This is a genomic window from Pseudomonas sp. Irchel 3E20, from assembly GCF_900187645.1.
In the GTDB taxonomy this organism is placed as follows: Bacteria; Pseudomonadota; Gammaproteobacteria; order Pseudomonadales; family Pseudomonadaceae; genus Aquipseudomonas.
This window is the reverse complement of record NZ_FYEE01000010.1, coordinates 87,902-106,897: the sequence shown is the minus strand read 5'-3', so window position 1 is coordinate 106,897 and position 18,996 is coordinate 87,902. Positions and strand designations below refer to the sequence as shown.

Sequence of the window (18,996 nt, the reverse complement as noted above, 5' to 3'; positions counted from 1 at the left end):
CCCGCGCAGGAGGGCCAAGCCCTCCTCATGCGGTGTATCGGCGGGCTGAGTTTTTAGGGCTGCTGCGCACCCCAGCGCGGGCGCGCCTGCTTGCTACGGCAGCAATGGCGGCGGGGCGTCGAGGGCTTGGCGCACCGCCTGCAGCAGGTTGGGCGCCAGGGCGTTGTGCCCGGCGCGCAGCAGGCGTGCAGGCAAGGGGCCGTGCTGGCGCAACCAGCGCAGGCTGGCCATGCCGCAACGGTCGTGGATGCCCTGGATGGCCAGGGTGTCGGCGGACAGCCTGATGGGCTGGCCTTCGTCAAAGAAGTAGCCCTGCTGATGGAAATGCAGTTCCAGGGTCATGGCGTCGATGGCGTGATCGTCGACAAAAGCGTGCAGGGCTTTGGCAGCCAGGGTGCTGGCGTTCGCCTGTGCCCAGTGCAGCGCCGCTCGCCGCCGCACCTGTGGGTTGCCCTGGCGCAGGTCGGCCAGCACCGCTGCCATATCCCATCCTGCCTGCAACTGGCCCAGGCGTTGGTTCATCATCCGTTCGTGCTCGGCGACGTGCTCGGCACAGGGCACAAACAGCGACACCAGCACGCAACGCGCCACATGCTCGGCAAATTGCTGTTGGTATTGCACCGCCAGCCAACTGCCCCAGGACACCCCCAGCAGGTTGATGCGTGCCAGGCCCAGGTGCCGGCGCAGGGCGTCGATATCGGCAACCGAGTGAGCGGTGCTGTTGTTGCGGGTTTCGCCCCGGGGATGGGAGCGCCCGCAGCCGCGCTGATCGAACACAATTACCTGCCACTGTTCAAGGTCGAAAAACCTAAGGTGCTGCGGGCTGCAATAGCCCCCGGGCCCACCGTGGAGGAAAAAAACCGGCGCGGCGTGGCTGGGCCCGTGGCGTTCCCAGTACAGGCAGTGGCCGTCCTCCGTAGCGTAGTAACCCGTGTCTAGCGAGGGCCTCATGGGGCCAAGGCCTCCAGTAGGTAGAACTGGAACAGTTCGGTGCGCCCCGGGCGCGCCGCTACGCAGGAGACCAGGTTCAACCCCAATTGCCGGGCCATCAACGGAATGTCTGGCAGCACCGGGGTATGGCCGAAAACGATGATTCGCGCCCCCGGGTTAAGGCAACCGCACAAATGCACCAGCAGGCGTGTGGCGGTGGCGCGGGTCACCACCTCGGCATTGAGAAACCGCAGGATCAACACATCGCAGGTCAGCCCGGCGACAGCGCCCCGCGTCGCGTCCATCAGGTGGAACTCCAGGCCCGGCGCCCGATGGCGAGCACTGGCGTGCCTAATCATCGAGGCCGAACAGTCGGCCCCCACGCAACGCCGCCCGGGTAGGGCGGTGGCGAGGCTGGCGATGAAGGTGCCCGTGGAGCAGGCCGGGTCGTAAAGGGTGGCGCCGGGGCGGGTCAGGGTCTTGAGGATGCGGATGCAGTGCTGGCGAAAATGCTCTTCCTCCGCGTCCAGACGGCTGGCCAGTGATGGGTTGCATTGCCAGTAATCGGCGGGGCAGGTGAATTCCTGGCCGCTGGTTTCGAGCACCGGGAATGGAAAATACAGCTCGTTGCCCGCCCGGGTCAGGGCGCGGGCGAACACCCGGTGCTTTTCGGTGGCGCTAGCGGTCAGGAAGCTGCACTCCACGCCTTCGTTGCTCCAATGCAGATGTCCCAGCCGACCGAACAGCATGTCGGGTTCGATAATGCTGGAGGACTTCCAGAGCCCCTTGTCGTTTTTTTGCAGCACCTTGCGCCCGATCCAGTCTCGGCCCCCCACCTTGACGATAAAGAACTGATTGAGCCCCGGCCCCAGGGGCTCCATGAAATGGGCCCATTGCCCCGGCAGGGCCGGTGGCTGCAACGCCTGTTCAGCCATGGGCGGCGATTCCTTGTGCCGAGGTGGGGGCCAGGCGTCGGCCACGCTCCTGCGGCACCACCACGTTGCCGCTGGAAACGATATAGAACCGTTCCAGCCCGGGAATGACCACGTTTGCCAGGGTCGTGCCCAACGCGCTGTGGTACAGGGTTGAGACGCCGAGCGTGCGGTGGTGACGGTGTAGGTCTTCGGCCAATAGGTGAATCTGCCGGGCCAGGGTGGGCTGTGGCGCGGCGTTGGGCAGTTCGACCTCGCACTGGCGGGCACGTGCCAGCAGGCTCGGTGCGTCGAATTGCAGGCAGCGCTGCAAGCGCGAAAAGCGGCGCAGCGCCCCTTGGGCGGCGCGCAGTTGCTGCTGCATTTGGGCCTGCGCACTGTTGAGGTGGACCTGGGTCAATTCGCTCAACGCCCGCCAGGCGGCGTGTTGGCCGTCCAGGGACGTGCCCGAGCCGAACACCCGGGGCAGCGGGCTTGGGGCGAGGCTGAACGCCAGGTAAGTTTTGGCGAGGAATTCGCTGCTGATGTCCAGCAGCACCACTGGCGCACCGATCTCCGCTTCCACTTGGGCCCAGCGTTGGCCACAGGGTTCGGTCAGGGGCGGTCGCACCACCCGTTTTAGCGGCACAGGGTTCTGGTAATAGAAGTGGTCGAGCAAAAACAGCGAAACAGCGTCGCGTTCGATGCACTCGTTGATGGCGTGCAGCACGGCTTCATCAGGGGTGGCGCCAATGGCGGTGCCGCTGTTGCTGCCATAGCGGCGCAGGCTGCGGTAGTCCGTGGCGTCGCCCGGCACGGGGTTTTGTGCATAAAGGCTGGAACTAAGTACGAGCGGATAGGAAAAGCGGCGGTTGTCCAGAGGGCTTGTGTAAGTTCGGCAGGCGAAGCCTTGCGCATTGTTTTCGATCAGTGGATTTAGAACGCTGTCGTCATGGAAAAGTGCATTGTTGCGCAAGTAACTGGCATCTTTAAAGTGTATGGCCAGAGTGTCGTACTGTTCGCTTAGATAGTGTTCGAGGGCTTCATATAGTGCGCCGACCCGGGCGTGTTCGAGCAAACCCTTGCCGCCTCCGCGGGCCTGCGGTTGTTGCGGGCAGTGCCCGAGGGTGGCCTGCACCGAGACGATGTGGTTGCCCAGGGTGCGGATGTTGGCCTGCAGTTTCAGGGTGGCGAGCTCTAGGTGCAGGCGCTGATGGGCTTGCGCCAGGCTCAGTTCGCGTTCGGTTACGGTATTGGCGTCCATGGTGGGATCCCTGAAGGCAAGGGGGAAGCGGCGGGCACTTCCCCCCAGAGGGGTTACTCGGCTTCCAGTTCGGACTGTTCTGCTTCAGTCAGTTGCAGTTCGTCTTTTAGTTGCTCTTCGCTTTGCAGTTCTTGTTGTTCGATATCGGCGATGGTATTGGCGTTGAACTGAGACATATAACCCATGATGTAATCCTCTTGTTATTGGGTGGTGCGCTGTTGCAGCCACGAAAATAACTTAAAGGAGGAACTTGCCTTGGTCAAAAATGACAAAAAGTGTCTGGGTGCATTATTAATCCGTGCTCTAAAAAGTACTTTCAATTGCGCAGTTGAAGTGCCTCGGGGTTATGTGATGGGGCTTTTATGCAGGGGAAAAGGGCTGATTACAGGCCTGGACAGGGGGTTAGGGCGGGGGAGCACGCGCAGAAAACCGGCACCGCAGGTAAGCCTTCGTATGAAACTCGACTTTGAACGCAGGGCTTTGCGGGGCGGGCCAGGAGAAGATTCAGCACCGTGTGGTGGCAGTTACCGGGAGAATGCCGCCGCCGAGGTTTTTTACGCCTGGCACCCAGACTATTCCTGCAACATTGCCCAGACGCAAAAACGGCACCCGAAGGTGCCGTTTGTATTGGCGCGGTAGCGGTCAGCCAGCGAGACCGGCCTGCTGCACCAGTTCCAGCAGAGGTTGCGGGTACACGCCGAGGAAGAATGCCAGGGCGGCGATGGCCAGCAGCATCACGCCACCTGCCTTCTGTTCCCAATGCAACTGGGCATCGTGGCGACGCAGGCTCGGCTCGACCAGGAACAGCGTCACCATCACCCGCAGGTAGTAGAAGACGCCGATGGCGCTACCCATGACCAGGGCGCCCAGCAGCCACCATTGGTGGGCTTCGACGCCCGTGGCGATGATGTAGAACTTACCGATGAAACCTGCTGTGAGGGGAATACCGGCCAGGGACAGCATCATCACGGTCAATACGGCGGTCAGGTACGGACGGCGCCAGAACAGGCCGCGGTACTCGTACAGGGCGTCCGCGTCGCGGCCCTTGTATGGCGAGGACATCAGGGTAATCACGCCGAACGCGCCCAGGCTGGTGATGACGTAGGTGACCAGGTAGACGCCGATGGCTTCCAGCGCCAGGCCCTTGCTGGCCACCAGGGCGATCAGCAGGTAACCGAAGTGGGCGATGGAGGAGTAACCCAGCAGACGCTTGAGGTTGCTCTGGGTCAGCGCCAGCAGGTTACCGAACAGGATCGAGGCGATGGCAATGACCGTCAGCACGTTGCTCAGCACGGCGGTGTTGGCTGCCGGGGAAATCTGGAACAGACGCACCATCACCGCGAACACCGCGACTTTCGCCGCTGTGGCCAAGAACGCCGCCACCGGGGCCGGGGCGCCTTCGTAGACGTCCGGGGTCCAGAGGTGGAACGGTACCAGCGACAGCTTGAAGGCCAGGCCGATCAGCATCATCGCCAGGCCTAGCTGGGCGATCGGTGCCGGCACGCCCGTGGCTTCCAGCGCCAAACCGATGCCACTGAAGCTCAGGCTGCCCGCTTCGGCGTAGAGCAGGGCCATGCCGAACAACAGGAACGCGGAACCGGCCGCCGACAGCACCATGTACTTGATGCCGGCTTCCAGGGAGCGCTTGTTGAAGAAGGCGTAGGCCACCAAGCCATAAACCGGTACCGAGAGCAGTTCCAGGCCGATGAACAGGCCGGCCAGGTGTTGCGCGCTGACCAGCACCAGGCCGCCAGCGGCAGACATCAGGATGAGCAGATACAGCTCTTCGCGGTTGCCCGGGTAACCGGTGCCGCCTTCGCCGAGGTAGGCGTGGGCGAGGGTGACGCAGGCCAGGGTGGCGACCAGGATCAGCGCCATGTACAGGCAGGCGAAGTTGTCCACCAACAGCAGGGGCGTCACGGCCAGGGGCGCGACCTTCAATGCCGGGAGGATCGACAGCAACGCCAGGTTGAGACCAGCCACTGAAATCAGGAAGGTCTGTGAGTGGTTGCGACGCCAGGCGATCGCCAGCATCACCACGATGATGGTGAGGCTGGTAATCAGCAGCGGCGCCAGCGCGATAAAGTGTTGACTCGTGAATTCCATAGCGCTCTTACCGGGCCGAAGCGAGTTGAGTGAAGGCGGTACCGAACCATTGCTGCACACCTTGCATGGTGGCGGCGGAGGTATCGAGGAACGGTTGCGGGTAGACACCGATGTAGATCAGCAGTACCGCAAGGCCCAGCACCATAATCAGTTCGCGTGCGTCCAGGCCATGTAGCACCGCATCCGACTTGGACGGGCCGAAATAGGCACGGTGGATCATGATGAGCGAGTAGACCGAACCGAACACCAGGCCGCTGGTGGCAATCGCGGTGATCCACGGGGCGCTGACGAAGGTGCCGATCAGGATCAGGAACTCGCCGACGAAGTTGCCGGTGCCCGGCAGGCCCAGGGAGGCGGCCGCGAAGAACAGGCTGATAGCCGGCAGGTAGGCGATGCGTGACCACAGGCCACCCATCTCGCGCATGTCACGGGTGTGCAGGCGTTCGTACAGTTGGCCGCTGAGGATGAACAGCGCTGCCGCCGAGACACCGTGGGCCAGCATCTGGATCACCGCGCCTTGCAGGGCGATCTGGCTGCCGGAGTAGATGCCGATCAGCACGAAACCCATGTGGGAAACGCTGGAGAAGGCGATCAGGCGCTTGATGTCGGTCTGGGCGAAGGCCAGGAATGCACCGTAGAAGATCCCCACCAGACCCAGGGTCATGGCGATTGGCGCGAACTCGGCCGAGGCATTGGGGAACAGCGGCAGGGCGAAACGCAGCAGACCATAGGCAGCGGTCTTGAGCAGGATGCCGGCCAGGTCCACGGAACCGGCGGTCGGTGCCTGGGCATGAGCGTCAGGCAGCCAGGAGTGGAACGGCACCACCGGCAGCTTCACCGCGAAGGCGATGAAGAAACCGAGCATCAGGATGTATTCGGTGGTTGCCGACATCTGGGTCTTCAACAGGTCGGCGTAGTTGAAGGTAATCACGCCGGTGTTGTTGAAGTTGACCAGCACCAGGCCGAGGATCGCCACCAGCATGATGAGGCCCGAGGCCTGGGTGAAGATGAAGAACTTGGTCGCTGCGTAGATCCGCGTCTTCTTGCCGTCCGAGGAGCTGTGACCCCAGAGCGCGATGAGGAAATACATCGGCACCAGCATCATTTCCCAGAAGAAGAAGAACATGAACAGGTCCAGCGCCAGGAACACGCCGACCACACCGCCCAGGATCCACATCAGGTTCAGGTGGAAGAAGCCCACGTGACGCTGGATTTCCTTCCACGAGCACAGTACCGAGAGGATACCCAGCAGGCCGGTGAGCAGGATCATCAGCAGCGACAGGCCGTCGAGGGCCAGGTGCACGCTGATGCCGAAGCGCTCGATCCAGAGGTGCTTGAACTCAAGCGCCCAGGTCGGGTCGGCGCCAGGCGCCGGGGCCAGTGAATAGTCACCCTGGGTCCACAGCCAGAGGCCGAGAGCGAGTTCCAGGGTCATGGTCAGCAATGCAATCCAGCGTGGCAGGGTGGAGCTGAAACGCTCCGCCATCCAGCACAGGAAGCCGCCGATAAAGGGGATCAGGATTAGCCAAGGCAGAATCATGACGGGCTCAATTCCTTTCGCAATGTCGCAAGGTTCATATCAGACCGCTACCAAAACGATGGCGCCGATCACCAGCACAGCACCGGCCGCCATGGACGCGGCATACCAACGCAGTTGACCGGTTTCGGTGCGGCTCAGGGCGTTGTGGCCCCCTTTGGCGGCACGCGGGATCAGGCCAATGGTCTGGTCCAGTGGGTCTTTGCGCAGCAGGTGGCTGATAGCGAGGTACGGCTTGACGAACAGCTTGTCGTAGATCCAGTCGAAGCCCCAGGCCGCGAACCACCAGGCAGAGAGCACGCGGCCCAGGCTGCTGTTGGCGATGGCGCTGACGAAGCGGCGCTTGCCCAGGAACAGCAGGGCAGCCAGCAGGATACCGGCCAGGGCGATGGCGCCCGAGGCGATTTCCAGGCTGTGCTTGGCGTCGCCGCCGGCATGGCCGACGCTTTGTGGCAGCACACCGGCCAGCGGCGGGGTAATCATGGCGCCGATGAAGGTGGACAGCACGATCAGCACCGACAGCGGCAGCCAGTGGGCAATGCCATGGCCGGCGTGGGCTTGGGTTTTGGCTTCACCGTGGAACGCAATGAAGATCAGGCGGAAGGTGTACAGCGACGTCATGAACGCGCCCACCAGGCCAGCGTAGAGCAGGCCCTGGTTACCACTGGCGAACGCTTCCCAGAGGATTTCGTCCTTGGAGTAGAAGCCTGCGGTGACCAGTGGCAGGGCCGCCAGGGCCGCGCCGCCGACGATGAAGCTGGCGTAGGCCAGCGGCAGCTTCTTCCACAGGCCGCCCATCTTGAAGATGTTCTGCTCATGGTGGCAGGCCACGATCACCGCGCCGGAGGCGAGGAACAGCAGGGCCTTGAAGAACGCGTGAGTCATCAGGTGGAAGATCGCGCCTTCCCACGCGCCGACGCCCAGGGCCAGGAACATATAGCCGATCTGGCTCATGGTCGAGTAGGCGAGGATGCGCTTGATGTCGGTCTGTACCAGTGCAGCAAAACCGGCCAGCACCAGGGTCACGCCACCGACCACGCCCACCAGGTGCAGGATGTCCGGCGCGAGGGTGAACAGACCGTGGGTACGGGCGATCAAGTAGACACCGGCGGTCACCATGGTCGCCGCGTGGATCAGCGCCGACACCGGGGTCGGGCCGGCCATCGCATCCGCCAGCCAGGTTTGCAGTGGCAGTTGCGCCGATTTACCGACCGCACCGCCCAGCAGCATCAGGGTCGCCAGGGTGATCCAGAAGTCGCCGGCCTGGAATTTCTGCGGTGCCAGCACCAGCAGTTCCTGGATATTCAGGGTGCCCAGTTGCTGGAACAGAATGAACAGGCCGACGGCCATGAACACGTCGCCGATGCGGGTGACGATAAAGGCCTTGAGCGCTGCGTTACCGTTGTTGCGGTTGCTGTAGTAGAAACCGATCAACAGGTACGAGCACAGGCCCACGCCTTCCCAGCCGAAGTACAGGAACAACAGGTTATCGCCCAGGATCAGGAACAGCATGCTGGCGATGAACAGGTTGGTGTAGGCGAAGAAGCGCGAGTAACCGGCTTCACCGCGCATGTACCAGGATGCGAACAGGTGGATCAGGAAGCCCACGCCCACCACCACGCCGAGCATGGTGACCGACAGGCCATCCAGGTACAGAGCGAAGTTGGGGGTGAAGCCTTCGACCGCCATCCACTGCCACAGCACCTGGGTGTAGTGGCCGCCGGGTGGCGGTGCGACGTTGAACTGCCAGATCACGTAGGCGGTGACGATGGCAGACAGGCCAATGGAACCGACGCCAATCAGCGCGGCGAGGTTTTCCGAAATGCGGCCGCGAGAGAACGACAGCAGCAGAAAACCGATCAGGGGAAATACGAAAGTCAGAAAGAGAAGGTTCATCCGCGCATCTCACTGGCAGCATCGATATCAAGCGTGTGGAAGCGGCGATACAGCTGAAGCAGGATTGCCAGGCCAATACTGGCCTCGGCGGCTGCCAGGCTGATGACCAGGATGAACATGATCTGTCCATCCGGCTGCGCCCAACGGGCCCCCGCTACGATGAAGGCCAATGCCGCGGCGTTCATCATGATTTCCAGGCTCATTAGCACGAACAGGATGTTGCGCCGTACCATCAGGCCGACCAGGCCAAGGCAGAACAGGATACCGGCGACGGCCAGGCCGTGTTCCAAGGGAATAGCAGGCATGTTATTGCTCCTTCGCCTCATTGCGGCCCAAGTGGAACGCCGTGACGGCTGCGGCGAGCAGCAGCATCGAGGCGAGTTCGACCACCAGCAGGTACGGACCGAACAGGCTGATGCCCACGGCCTTGGCGTCCACGGTGGTTTGACCGATGCTGGCACCGCTCGGGTTGGCGAACAGCACATACAGCAGTTCGGCCAGCAGCAGGGTGCCGAGAATTACCGGCCCGATCCAGATGCCAGGCTTGAGCCAGACGCGTTCTTGCTGAACCGAGGCCGGGCCCAGGTTCAGCATCATCACCACGAACACGAACAGCACCATGATGGCACCGGCGTAGGCGATCACTTCCAGGACCCCGGCAAATGGCGCGCCGAGGCTGAAAAAGGTCATCGCCACGGCGATCAGCGAAATAATCAGGTAGAGCAGGGCGTGCACGGGGTTGGTGTTGGTAATCACGCGAAGCGTGGAAACTACAGCGATACCCGACGCGAAATAGAAAGCGAATTCCATCTTTCTTCCTTAAGGCAGCAAGCTCTTCACGTTGATCGGTTCGGCTTCATTCTGCGCGGCGCCCTTAGGCTTACCGGCGATGGCCATACCGGCAACGCGATAGAAGTTGTAGTCAGGGTTTTTGCCGGGGCCGGAGATCAGCAGATCTTCTTTCTCGTAAACCAGGTCCTGACGCTTGAACTCGGCCATTTCGAAATCCGGTGTGAGCTGGATTGCGGTGGTCGGGCAGGCTTCCTCGCAGAGGCCGCAGAAAATGCAGCGCGAGAAGTTGATGCGGAAAAACTCTGGGTACCAGCGCCCGTCCTCGGTCTCGGCCTTTTGCAGCGAGATGCAGCCCACCGGGCACGCCACGGCGCACAGGTTGCAGGCTACGCAGCGCTCTTCGCCGTCGGGGTCGCGGGTCAGGACAATGCGGCCGCGATAGCGCGGCGGCAGGTACACCGCTTCTTCCGGGTATTGCAGGGTGTCGCGTTTGCGAAAGCCGTGGCCGAACACCATCGCCAGGCTTCGCAACTGGGTACCGGTACCCTTAACGATGTCGCCAATATATTTGAACATGGGTCAAATCCTCACTGAACCGCGCCCGCTGGCGTGTTCCACAACACAACCGCAGCAGTCACCAGCAAATTAATCAGGGTCAGCGGCAGGCAGAATCTCCAGCTGAAATCCATCACCTGGTCATAGCGCGGGCGCGGGATAGAAGCGCGCAGCAGGATGAACAGCATGATGAAAAACGCGGTCTTCAAGGCGAACCAGACGAAGGCCAGTTGCGGCAGGATGCCGAACGGACCGTGCCAGCCACCGAAGAACAGGGTCACCAACAGCGCCGAGATCAGGATGATGCCGATGTATTCACCGACGAAGAACATGCCCCATTTCATGCCGGCGTATTCGATGTGGTAGCCGTCGGCCAGTTCCTGTTCCGCTTCCGGTTGGTCGAAGGGGTGACGGTGAGTCACGGCCACGCCAGCGATGAAGAAGGTACAGAAGCCGAAGAACTGCGGAATGATGAACCACAGGTTTTGCGCCTGGTATTCCACGATGTCGCGCATGTTGAACGAGCCGACCTGCACCACAATGCCCATCAGCGCCAGGCCCATGAACACTTCGTAGGACACGGTCTGGGCCGAGGCCCGCAAGCTGCCTAGCAGGGCAAACTTGTTGTTGCTCGACCAACCGGCGAACAGCACCGCGTAGACCGAAAGCCCCGCCATGGCGAAGAAGAACAGCAGGCCGATGTTCAGATCCGCCACGCCCCAGGTCGGGGTGATCGGGATGATCGCGAAAGCGATCAGCAAGGCACTCATGGCCACCACTGGCGCCAGGGTGAAGATCACCTTGTCGGCGAACGGCGGCGTCCAGTCTTCCTTGAAGAACATCTTTATCATGTCGGCGGCGATCTGGAACATGCCGAACGGGCCTACGCGGTTCGGACCGTAGCGGTCCTGCCACCAGCCCAGCAAACGCCGCTCGATGAAGCTGAGCAGGGCGCCGGCGACAACCACGGCCAGCAGCACCACGATCGCCTTGATGACCGCAATGATCGTGTCGATCACTTCAGGGGTGAACCAACTCATTGCGCTGCCTCCTGCAGACCGTCAACGGGCTTGCCGAAAATCGCCGGTGGAATGCCTGCGATACCGGCAGGCAGGCCCACCAGGCCCGCGCCCAGTTCTTCGTTGATGCGCAGTGGCAGGCGCAGGGTCGTGCCCGCCACGTTCAAGCTCAGCAGGGCACCGTCATTCACGCCCAGGCGATCTGCCTCGGATTTGGCCAGGGCCACGTAGGCTGCCGGGATGCGTTCCTGCACCGGGGCGGCTTTGGAGGAGTTCTCCTCGCTGCCGAACAGGTGGAAGAACGGCACGGCTTGCCAGGTGCCCGGGGCCGGGTTGAAGGCGCGGGGCACATTGGCGAACCAGCCCAGTGCATCGCCACGGCTTTCGATCAGGCGGGTGCCCGGGTCGCCGGCGCGCAGGTGGCCGCCGACTTCGTCCTGGAACTTGTTCCAGGCCTGTGGCGAGTTCCAGCCCGGCGACCAGGCGAACGGCACCTGCTGACGGGGTTCGGCGGAGCCCGAGTAGCCTTCCATGGAGAAGGCGAACGCGGTGTCCTTGTCCTGCGGGGTGCGCGGTTCGTGCACGCTGATGTCAGCGCGCATGGCCGTGCGACCGCTGTAGCGCAGCGGTTCGCGGGCCAGTTTCAGGCCCTTGATGCGGAACGCCGCGGACGGTGCTGCATCGACGATGCGCGCCAGTTGCGGTGTGCTGGCGGCACAGGCCGCGGTGACGTGGTCCAGTTGGGTCCAGTCGATCGGCTGGTTCAGCAGGGTGGCGCGCAGGGCATGCAGCCAGCGCCAGCCTTCGTGCACCAGGATGCTGGCGTCCATGTATTGCGGGTCGAAGACCTGGAAGAAGCGCTGGGCGCGGCCTTCCTGGCTGACGAGGGTGCCGTCGCCTTCGGCGAAGCTCGCCGCTGGCAGGACCAGATGGGCGCGCTCGCTGGTGGCGGTTTTCTGGTGGTCGGCGACGATCAGCACTTTGGCCGCGTCCAGGGCCGCGTTGACCTTGGCTGCGTCGGTGCGGGTGAACAGGTCGTTTTCCAGGACCACGATGGCGTCGGCTTGGCCGCCGATCACTGCGTCCAGGGCTGCATCCAGGGAGTCGCCACCGAGCATGGCCAGGCCGAGGCTGTTGGCTTCCGGCACGATCAGGCTGATGGAGCCGTTCTTCTCGCGCAGCTTGAGGGCCTTGGCGATGTTGGCGGCCGCTTCGATCAGGGCTTTGGAGCCCAGGGACGTACCGGCGATCACCAGTGGGCGCTTGGCGGCAAGGAGGGCGTCAGCGATGCGTTGGGCCAGAGCCTGCGCTTCGCTGTCCAGGCCTTCGACGGCCGGGGCGCTGGCGTCCAGGGCGTGAGCCACGGCGAAACCGATGCGTGCCAGGTCGTCGGGAGCGGCGTGGACGCATTCTTCGGCGATGTCGTCGAGCTTGGTTTCAGCCAGGCTGGCGATAAACAGCGGGTTGAGCGCGTGCTGGCCGATGTTTTTCACCGCGGCGTCGAGCCAGGGCTGGACGCGCATGGCGTCGGCCATTTCCTCGGCCTTGCCTTTGACCGACTGGCGCAGCGACAGAGCGATACGGGCGGCGGTTTGGGTCAGGTCTTCACCGAGCACGAAGATCGCGTCGTGGTCTTCGATGTCGCGCATGTTCGGCACGGGCAGCGGGCTGTCGTTCAGTACCTGCAGGACGAGGCGGATGCGCTCCAGTTCAGCGGCTTCGATACCGCTGTAGAAGTGCTCGGCACCGACCAGCTCACGCAAGGCGTAGTTGCTTTCCAGGCTGGCGCGGGGTGAGCCGATGCCGACAATATTGCGGCCGCGCAGCAGGTCGGCGGCCTTGTCCAGCGCTTCGTCCAGGCTCAGCTTGGCGCCACCGGCCAACAACGGCTGGCGCGGGCGGTCTTCGCGGTTGACGTAGCCATAGCCGAAACGGCCACGGTCGCACAGGAAATACTGGTTCACCGAGCCGTTGAAGCGGTTCTCGATGCGGCGCAGTTCACCGTAGCGCTCGCCTGGGGAGATGTTGCAACCGCTGGAGCAGCCATGGCAGATGCTTGGGGCGAATTGCATGTCCCACTTGCGGTTGTAGCGCTCGGAGTGAGTCTTGTCGGTGAACACACCGGTCGGGCAGACCTCGGTGAGGTTGCCGGAGAACTCGCTTTCCAGCACGCCGTCTTCAACGCGACCGAAGTACACGTTGTCGTGGGCGCCAAACACGCCCAGGTCGGTGCCGCCGGCGTAGTCCTTGTAGAAGCGCACGCAGCGGTAGCAGGCGATGCAGCGGTTCATCTCGTGGGAAATGAACGGGCCTAGTTGCTGGTTCTGGTGGGTACGCTTGGTGAAGCGGTAACGGCGCTCGTTGTGGCCGGTCATTACCGTCATGTCTTGCAGGTGGCAGTGACCGCCTTCCTCACAGACCGGGCAGTCGTGGGGGTGGTTGGTCATCAGCCATTCGACAACGCTGGCGCGAAAGGCCTTGGATTCATCATCGTCGATGGAGATCCAGGTGTTGTCGGTGGCAGGGGTCATGCAGGACATAACGATCCGACCACGGGTGTCGTTTTCGTCGGTGTACTGCTTGACCGCGCACTGGCGGCAAGCGCCAACGCTGCCCAGGGCAGGGTGCCAGCAGAAGTATGGGATATCGAGGCCTAGCGACAGACATGCCTGTAACAGGTTGTCCGCCCCGTCGACTTCGAGCGCTTTGCCGTCTACGTGGATAGTGGCCATGGTTCAAAGTTCTTCGTTGGCCCGGTGTCAGCGGGCGTGGCTAATGGAATCTTGTTGTGCGTGCGAATCAACACAGCCGCTAGCGGCGTCATCGCACGAAAGGCGAGGGGCACGGACCCTTCGCCTGTTTAAGCGTTACGCGCCGACTACGATCGGCCTTGCCAGGGGCGGGACGGCGGCGCTGGTGGGCGCGATGCCGGCTTCGAACTCTGGACGGAAGTATTTGATCGCGCTGCCTAATGGCTCCACGGCGCCCGGTGCGTGAGCACAGAAGGTCTTGCCGGGGCCGAGGAAACCGACCAGACCCAGCAGGGTCTCGATGTCGCCGGGCTGGCCTTCGCCTTTCTCGATGGCCATCAGCAGCTTGACGCTCCAGGGCAGGCCATCGCGGCAAGGGGTGCAGAAGCCGCAGGATTCACGGGCGAAGAACTGCTCCATGTTGCGCAGCAGCGAAACCATGTTGACGCTGTCGTCTACCGCCATCGCCAGGCCGGTACCCATGCGGGTGCCCACTTTGGCGATGCCGCCGGCGTACATTTGCGCGTCCAGGTGTTCCGGCAGCAGGAACCCGGTACCGGCACCACCGGGCTGCCAGGCCTTGAGCTTGAAGCCGTCGCGCATGCCGCCGGCGTAGTCCTCGAACAGCTCGCGGCCGGTGATGCCGAACGGCAGTTCCCACAGGCCCGGATTCTTGACCTTGCCGGAGAAGCCCATGAGCTTGGTGCCCATGTCTTCGCTGCCTTCGCGGGCCAGGGATTTGTACCAGTCCACGCCGTCGGCAATGATCGCCGGCACGTTGCACAGGGTTTCGACGTTGTTTACGCACGTGGGCTTGCCCCACACGCCCACGGCGGCGGGGAAGGGCGGCTTGGAGCGCGGGTTGGCGCGGCGGCCTTCGAGGGAGTTGATGAGGGCGGTTTCTTCACCGCAGATGTAGCGCCCGGCACCGGTGTGCACGAACAGCTCGAAATCAAAACCCGAGCCGAGGATGTTCTTGCCCAGCAGGCCGGCGGCCTTGGCTTCCTGTACGGCACGGTTGAGGTGCTTGGCGGCGGTGGTGTATTCGCCGCGCAGGAAGATGTAGCCGCGGTAGGTTTTCAGCGCGCGGGCGCTGATGAGCATGCCTTCGATCAGCAGATGGGGCAGTTGCTCCATCAGCATGCGGTCTTTCCAGGTGTTGGGTTCCATTTCATCCGCGTTGCACAGCAGGTAGCGGATATCGATGGACTCGTCCTTGGGCATCAGGCCCCACTTCACACCCGTAGGGAAGCCGGCGCCGCCGCGGCCCTTGAGGCCGGCGTCCTTCACGGTCTGGACGATATCGTCCTGGGCCATGTCGGCAAACGCCTTGCGGGCGGCCGCATAACCGTTCTTGGCCTGGTACTCGTCCAGCCATACGGCTTCGCCGTCGTCACGCAGGCGCCAGGTCAGCGGGTGGGTTTCGGCCGAGCGCTGGATGCGGTTGGCCGGGCCGAAGGAAGTCAGGGTCATACGTAGCCCTCCAACAGTTTGGCGACGCCAGTAGGCTGGACATCACCGAAAGTGTCGTCGTCAATCATCAACGCCGGTGCCTTGTCGCAGTTGCCGAGGCAGCAGACAGGCAGCAGGGTGAAACGACCGTCGGCGGTGGTCTGGCCCAGGCCAATCCCGAGAGTGTTCTGGATTTCGCTGACCACGGACTCATGGCCGCCGATGTAGCAGACCATGCTGTCGCAGACGCGAATGATGTGGCGGCCCACCGGTTGGCGGAAGATCTGGCTATAGAAGGTGGCCACGCCTTCGACGTCACTGGCGGGGATGCCAAGGATCTCGCCGATGGCGTAGAGCGCGCCGTCAGGCACCCAGCCACGTTCCTTCTGGACGATTTTCAGCGCTTCGATTGACGCCGCGCGCGGGTCTTCGTAGTGATGCAGCTCGTGCTCGATGGCCGAGCGCTCGGTTTCGCTCAAGGCGAAACGGTCTGTCTGGATAAGCGTGCTGTTCATGCTTAGCGGTCCACGTCGGCCATAACGAAATCGATACTACCCAGGTACGCGATCAAGTCCGCGACCATGCTGCCTTTAATCACCGAAGGGATCTGCTGCAGGTGCGGGAAGCTTGGGGTGCGAATCCGGGTGCGGTAGCTCATGGTGCCGCCATCGCTCGTCAGGTAATAACTGTTGATGCCCTTGGTCGCTTCGATCATCTGGAAGGACTCGTTGGCCGGCATGACCGGGCCCCACGAAACCTGCAGGAAGTGCGTGATAAGGGTCTCGATGTGCTGCAGGGTGCGCTCTTTGGGCGGCGGCGTGGTCAGCGGGTGATCCGCCTTGTACGCGCCGGCCGGCATGTTGCGCATGCACTGCTCGATGATCTTGAGGCTCTGGCGCATTTCTTCGACGCGCACGATGCAACGGTCATAGGCGTCGCCATTGGCTGCCAGCGGCACTTCGAACTCGAAGTTCTCGTAGCCGGAGTATGGGCGTGCCTTGCGCAGGTCGAAATCGCAACCGGTGGAGCGCAGCCCCGCACCAGTGACGCCCCACTCCAGGGCCTCTTTGGTGTTGTAGGCGGCGACACCGATGGTGCGGCCTCGCAGGATGCTGTTGTCCAGCGCGGCTTTCTGGTACTCGTCCAGGCGCTTGGGCATCCATTCGATGAAGTCCTTGACCAGTTTCTCCCAGCCGCGCGGCAGGTCGTGGGCGACGCCACCGATGCGGTACCAGGCCGGGTGCAGGCGGAAACCGGTGATGGCTTCGATCACGGTGTAGGCTTTCTGCCGGTCGGTAAAGGTGAAGAACACCGGCGTCATCGCGCCCACGTCCTGGATATAGGTGCCCAGGAACAGCAGGTGGCTGGTGATGCGGAAGAACTCGGCCATCATGATGCGGATGGTGTCGACCTTCTCCGGCACCTTGATACCGGCCAGTTTTTCTACCGAGAGTACGTACGGCAGGTTGTTCATCACGCCGCCGAGGTAGTCGATACGGTCGGTGTACGGGATGAAACTGTGCCAGGACTGGCGTTCGGCCATTTTTTCGGCGCCACGGTGGTGGTAGCCGATGTCCGGGACGCAATCGACGATTTCTTCGCCGTCCAGCTGCAGGATGATGCGGAAGGCACCGTGGGCCGAAGGGTGGTTGGGGCCCAGGTTGAGGAACATGTAGTCCTCGTTAGCGCCGGAGCGTTTCATGCCCCAGTCTTCGGGCTTGAAGCGTGCGGCTTCTTCTTCAAGCTGCAGCTTGGCCAGGTTCAGGCTGTAGGGGTCGAATTCGGTGGCCCGCGCCGGGAAGTCCTTGCGCAGCGGGTGACCTTCCCAGGTCGGCGGCATCATGATGCGCGTCAGGTGCGGGTGGCCGGCGAAATCGATGCCGTACATGTCCCACACTTCCCGCTCGTACCAGTTGGCGTTCGGCCAGATGCTGGTGATGGTCGGCAGGCTGAGGTCACCCTCGGACAAGGCGACTTTAATCATCACGTCGCTGTTACGTTCGATCGACAGCAGGTGATAGAACACGGTGAAGTCGGCGCCGCTGGGCAGCCCTTGACGCTTGGTGCGCAGGCGCTCGTCCACGCCATGCAGGTCATAGAGCATGACGTACGGCTTGGGCAGGTTGCGCAGGAAGGTCAGGACTTCGACGAGTTTGGCGCGGGCAACCCACAGCACCGGCATGCCGGTGCGGGTCGCCTGGGCGGTGAACGCCTCGGGGCCAAAACGGTTATTGAGTTCGACGACCACATCCTGGTCGTCTGCCTTATAAGGCGGGATGTACAGAGCACTGCCTGTAGTCATGGTTTTTTATCGCTTTGGGTCAACGTAAAGAATGAAGCCAGGTTCTCGTTTCTATTAGAGAAGCTAGAGCTGGATCAGACTTCGTCTGGGCTGCGCAGGTTGGTCACCTGAATACGCTGTTCGCGGCGCTGTTCCTTCTGGGACGGCATCTCGGCGCGGTATACGCCTTGATCCCCGACCACCCAGGAAAGTGGGCGACGCTCCTGTCCGATCGACTCCTGCAACAGCATCAAACCTTGCAGGAACGCTTCTGGGCGAGGCGGGCAGCCAGGCACGTAGACGTCCACGGGCAGGAACTTGTCCACTCCTTGAACCACGGAGTAGATGTCGTACATGCCGCCGGAGTTGGCGCACGAACCCATGGAGATAACCCACTTCGGTTCGAGCATTTGCTCGTAGAGACGCTGAATGATCGGCGCCATCTTGATGAAGCAGGTGCCGGCAATGACCATGAAGTCAGCCTGGCGCGGTGACGCCCGGATCACTTCGGCGCCAAAGCGTGCGATATCGTGGGGTGCCGTGAAGGCGGTGGTCATTTCCACGTAGCAGCACGAGAGGCCGAAGTTATACGGCCACAGGGAGTTCTTGCGGCCCCAGTTGACGGTGCCGTTGAGCACGTCCTCGAGCTTGCCCATGAAGATGTTTTTGTGGACTTGATCTTCTAACGGATCGGAAACGGTTTCCCGTTCGCCGATCGGGTACTGCTCGTTAGGAGCATCCGGGTCGATCCTGGTGAGATTGTATTGCATCGCCAAAGCCTCATTGTTTCAGCTTCGCTTGCCGCTTACGACGAGCTTCCGGAGCCCAGTCAAGGGCGCCCACTCGGAATAGGTAGACAAGGCCTGCCAACAGAATTGCTATGAAAACGAGGGCTTCGACGAATCCGGTCCAGCCGCTTTCGCGGACGGACACAGACCAGGCAAAGAGAAAGAGGGCTTCGATATCGAAGATCACGAACAACATCGCGACCAGATAGAATTTGGCTGAGAGCCGCAAGCGGGCGCCACCTGTAGGTAGCATGCCGGACTCGAACGGTTCGTTTTTGCTGCGACCCCAGGCTTTTGACCCCAGGAGGCTGGATACGCCGAGCATGAAGGCACAGAGGCCGATAACCCCAAGAAGGAAAATGGCAAAGCCCCAGTTGTGGGCCATGAGTCCTGTCGCTTCGGGCATGCTGGTAATCCTTAACAGAGAGCAAAGGTCTCTGAGCTTGATAAAGAAATAAAGCAGTGACGATATGTCGCAGCGCAATCAATCGCGGTGATTTTATGGCTAAACACCGAGCAAGTAAAATTCCTATAGCGAAATTATTCATTGGAATAAGGACATAGCTCACCTCAGAGGTCCGCAAAGCCATGTGTGGCGGGCATTACAACGGATTTCGTTAATTATGTTTTGTAGAGGTTGTAATGAATGGATTTGCCGCTAAATGATAATCAATACTATTTGTGATGGTTTTTAAACTGTTAATCGGGGAAGTAG

17 protein-coding genes are annotated in these 18,996 nt (G+C 62.1%); all 17 read right to left on the bottom strand.

Annotation, left to right across the window (positions count from 1 at the left end; translation table 11 throughout):
• Nucleotides 1-93 precede the first annotated feature (93 nt).
• Complete coding sequence (locus CKW13_RS18095; protein ID WP_095109963.1) at nt 94-951, bottom strand: alpha/beta fold hydrolase; 858 nt, start codon at nt 949-951, stop codon at nt 94-96.
• Entirely contained in the window at nt 948-1,865 is a 918-nt protein-coding gene (locus CKW13_RS18090) for a trans-aconitate 2-methyltransferase (protein ID WP_095109962.1), read from the bottom strand. Before CKW13_RS18090 ends, CKW13_RS18095 begins: the two co-directional genes overlap by 4 nt.
• On the bottom strand, nt 1,858-3,105 hold the full coding sequence (locus tag CKW13_RS18085) for a YcaO-like family protein (protein ID WP_095109961.1): 1,248 nt from the start codon (nt 3,103-3,105) through the stop codon (nt 1,858-1,860). The genes CKW13_RS18090 and CKW13_RS18085 overlap by 8 nt, the downstream gene beginning before the upstream one ends.
• A gap of 53 nt (nt 3,106-3,158) precedes the next feature.
• Nucleotides 3,159-3,290, bottom strand: coding sequence for a hypothetical protein (locus CKW13_RS24810; RefSeq protein WP_256576621.1), 132 nt, complete (start codon nt 3,288-3,290; stop codon nt 3,159-3,161).
• Between the two features lie 457 nt (nt 3,291-3,747).
• Nucleotides 3,748-5,211 (bottom strand): NADH-quinone oxidoreductase subunit NuoN, encoded by a 1,464-nt coding sequence (nuoN, locus tag CKW13_RS18080; RefSeq protein WP_095109960.1) that lies wholly within the window; start codon nt 5,209-5,211, stop codon nt 3,748-3,750.
• Nucleotides 5,212-5,218: 7 nt separating this feature from the next.
• Nucleotides 5,219-6,751, bottom strand: coding sequence for an NADH-quinone oxidoreductase subunit M (nuoM, locus tag CKW13_RS18075; RefSeq protein ID WP_095109959.1), 1,533 nt, complete (start codon nt 6,749-6,751; stop codon nt 5,219-5,221).
• 39 nt (nt 6,752-6,790) lie between these two features.
• Nucleotides 6,791-8,644, bottom strand: a complete 1,854-nt coding sequence (nuoL, locus tag CKW13_RS18070) for an NADH-quinone oxidoreductase subunit L (protein ID WP_095109958.1) — start codon at nt 8,642-8,644, stop codon at nt 6,791-6,793.
• Nucleotides 8,641-8,949, bottom strand: a complete 309-nt coding sequence (gene nuoK / locus CKW13_RS18065; protein ID WP_038612823.1) for an NADH-quinone oxidoreductase subunit NuoK — start codon at nt 8,947-8,949, stop codon at nt 8,641-8,643. Before nuoK ends, nuoL begins: the two co-directional genes overlap by 4 nt.
• A 1-nt stretch (nt 8,950) precedes the next feature.
• Nucleotides 8,951-9,454: an NADH-quinone oxidoreductase subunit J gene (nuoJ, locus tag CKW13_RS18060; RefSeq protein ID WP_095109957.1), complete on the bottom strand. Its 504-nt coding sequence runs from the start codon at nt 9,452-9,454 to the stop codon at nt 8,951-8,953.
• A 9-nt stretch (nt 9,455-9,463) separates the two neighbouring features.
• Nucleotides 9,464-10,012, bottom strand: coding sequence for an NADH-quinone oxidoreductase subunit NuoI (gene nuoI / locus CKW13_RS18055; protein WP_095109956.1), 549 nt, complete (start codon nt 10,010-10,012; stop codon nt 9,464-9,466).
• 11 nt (nt 10,013-10,023) lie between these two features.
• Nucleotides 10,024-11,031 carry an NADH-quinone oxidoreductase subunit NuoH gene (nuoH, locus tag CKW13_RS18050; protein ID WP_095109955.1) on the bottom strand — a complete coding sequence of 336 codons (1,008 nt, stop codon included), beginning with the start codon at nt 11,029-11,031 and terminating at the stop codon, nt 10,024-10,026.
• Nucleotides 11,028-13,742, bottom strand: coding sequence for an NADH-quinone oxidoreductase subunit NuoG (nuoG, locus tag CKW13_RS18045; RefSeq protein WP_095109954.1), 2,715 nt, complete (start codon nt 13,740-13,742; stop codon nt 11,028-11,030). The genes nuoH and nuoG overlap by 4 nt, the downstream gene beginning before the upstream one ends.
• A gap of 135 nt (nt 13,743-13,877) precedes the next feature.
• Nucleotides 13,878-15,233, bottom strand: a complete 1,356-nt coding sequence (gene nuoF, locus CKW13_RS18040) for an NADH-quinone oxidoreductase subunit NuoF (RefSeq protein ID WP_095109953.1) — start codon at nt 15,231-15,233, stop codon at nt 13,878-13,880.
• The gene (nuoE, locus tag CKW13_RS18035) at nt 15,230-15,727 is read right to left on the bottom strand and encodes an NADH-quinone oxidoreductase subunit NuoE (protein ID WP_095109952.1); all 498 of its coding nucleotides are present in this window, start codon (nt 15,725-15,727) and stop codon (nt 15,230-15,232) included. The genes nuoF and nuoE overlap by 4 nt, the downstream gene beginning before the upstream one ends.
• Before the next feature lie 2 nt (nt 15,728-15,729).
• Nucleotides 15,730-17,514: an NADH-quinone oxidoreductase subunit C/D gene (gene nuoC / locus CKW13_RS18030; RefSeq protein ID WP_095109951.1), complete on the bottom strand. Its 1,785-nt coding sequence runs from the start codon at nt 17,512-17,514 to the stop codon at nt 15,730-15,732.
• A gap of 74 nt (nt 17,515-17,588) precedes the next feature.
• Nucleotides 17,589-18,263 (bottom strand): NADH-quinone oxidoreductase subunit B family protein, encoded by a 675-nt coding sequence (locus CKW13_RS18025; RefSeq protein WP_095109950.1) that lies wholly within the window; start codon nt 18,261-18,263, stop codon nt 17,589-17,591.
• Nucleotides 18,264-18,273: 10 nt separating this feature from the next.
• Nucleotides 18,274-18,687 carry an NADH-quinone oxidoreductase subunit A gene (locus CKW13_RS18020; RefSeq protein ID WP_077045930.1) on the bottom strand — a complete coding sequence of 138 codons (414 nt, stop codon included), beginning with the start codon at nt 18,685-18,687 and terminating at the stop codon, nt 18,274-18,276.
• Nucleotides 18,688-18,996: the final 309 nt, after the last annotated feature.

Bases quoted from the DNA above. Each gene is read 5' to 3' on its own strand.
- CKW13_RS18085 (WP_095109961.1), bottom strand. From the start codon at position 3,105: ATGGACGCCAATACCGTAACCGAACGCGAACTGAGCCTGGCGCAAGCC.
- CKW13_RS18025 (WP_095109950.1), bottom strand. From the start codon at position 18,263: ATGCAATACAATCTCACCAGGATCGACCCGGATGCTCCTAACGAGCAG.
- nuoK (WP_038612823.1), bottom strand. From the start codon at position 8,949: ATGCCTGCTATTCCCTTGGAACACGGCCTGGCCGTCGCCGGTATCCTG.
- nuoJ (WP_095109957.1), bottom strand. From the start codon at position 9,454: ATGGAATTCGCTTTCTATTTCGCGTCGGGTATCGCTGTAGTTTCCACG.
- CKW13_RS18020 (WP_077045930.1), bottom strand. From the start codon at position 18,687: ATGCCCGAAGCGACAGGACTCATGGCCCACAACTGGGGCTTTGCCATT.
- nuoN (WP_095109960.1), bottom strand. From the start codon at position 5,211: ATGGAATTCACGAGTCAACACTTTATCGCGCTGGCGCCGCTGCTGATT.
- nuoI (WP_095109956.1), bottom strand. From the start codon at position 10,012: ATGTTCAAATATATTGGCGACATCGTTAAGGGTACCGGTACCCAGTTG.
- nuoM (WP_095109959.1), bottom strand. From the start codon at position 6,751: ATGATTCTGCCTTGGCTAATCCTGATCCCCTTTATCGGCGGCTTCCTG.
- CKW13_RS18095 (WP_095109963.1), bottom strand. From the start codon at position 951: ATGAGGCCCTCGCTAGACACGGGTTACTACGCTACGGAGGACGGCCAC.
- nuoG (WP_095109954.1), bottom strand. From the start codon at position 13,742: ATGGCCACTATCCACGTAGACGGCAAAGCGCTCGAAGTCGACGGGGCG.
- nuoF (WP_095109953.1), bottom strand. From the start codon at position 15,233: ATGACCCTGACTTCCTTCGGCCCGGCCAACCGCATCCAGCGCTCGGCC.
- nuoE (WP_095109952.1), bottom strand. From the start codon at position 15,727: ATGAACAGCACGCTTATCCAGACAGACCGTTTCGCCTTGAGCGAAACC.
- CKW13_RS18090 (WP_095109962.1), bottom strand. From the start codon at position 1,865: ATGGCTGAACAGGCGTTGCAGCCACCGGCCCTGCCGGGGCAATGGGCC.
- CKW13_RS24810 (WP_256576621.1), bottom strand. From the start codon at position 3,290: ATGGGTTATATGTCTCAGTTCAACGCCAATACCATCGCCGATATCGAA.
- nuoL (WP_095109958.1), bottom strand. From the start codon at position 8,644: ATGAACCTTCTCTTTCTGACTTTCGTATTTCCCCTGATCGGTTTTCTG.
- nuoH (WP_095109955.1), bottom strand. From the start codon at position 11,031: ATGAGTTGGTTCACCCCTGAAGTGATCGACACGATCATTGCGGTCATC.
- nuoC (WP_095109951.1), bottom strand. From the start codon at position 17,514: ATGACTACAGGCAGTGCTCTGTACATCCCGCCTTATAAGGCAGACGAC.